Raw genomic sequence first — 248 nt, forward strand, 5'->3', positions numbered from 1 at the left:
GAATACTCGGTGCGGCAGCTCGTCGAGATCGCGGTGCGGGCGCTCTCGCCCGGCATCAACGACCCGATGACGGCGGGCAGCGTACTGGACCACCTGGGCGACGCCCTGTGCCGGATCGCGCCGCGGCACCTGCCGACCGGAGCCGTTGCTCGCGAGGGCCACGTCGTGCTCGTGCATCCGGTGACGGACTATGACGGCCTGTGCGACGCGATGTTCCACATGATCCGCCAGAACGCCGCCGGCTCGGT

At 70.2% G+C, this 248-nt stretch carries 1 protein-coding gene; it reads left to right on the forward strand.

Translation table 11 applies throughout. The features are described from left to right. Window positions 1-248, forward strand: a 248-nt coding sequence (locus AX737_RS20845) for a DUF2254 family protein (protein ID WP_156453862.1), incomplete at both ends; no start/stop codon positions are given.

The sequence above is a fragment of the Methylobacterium sp. CCH5-D2 genome, assembly GCF_001556475.1.
Lineage (GTDB): Bacteria > Pseudomonadota > Alphaproteobacteria > Rhizobiales > Beijerinckiaceae > Methylobacterium > Methylobacterium hispanicum.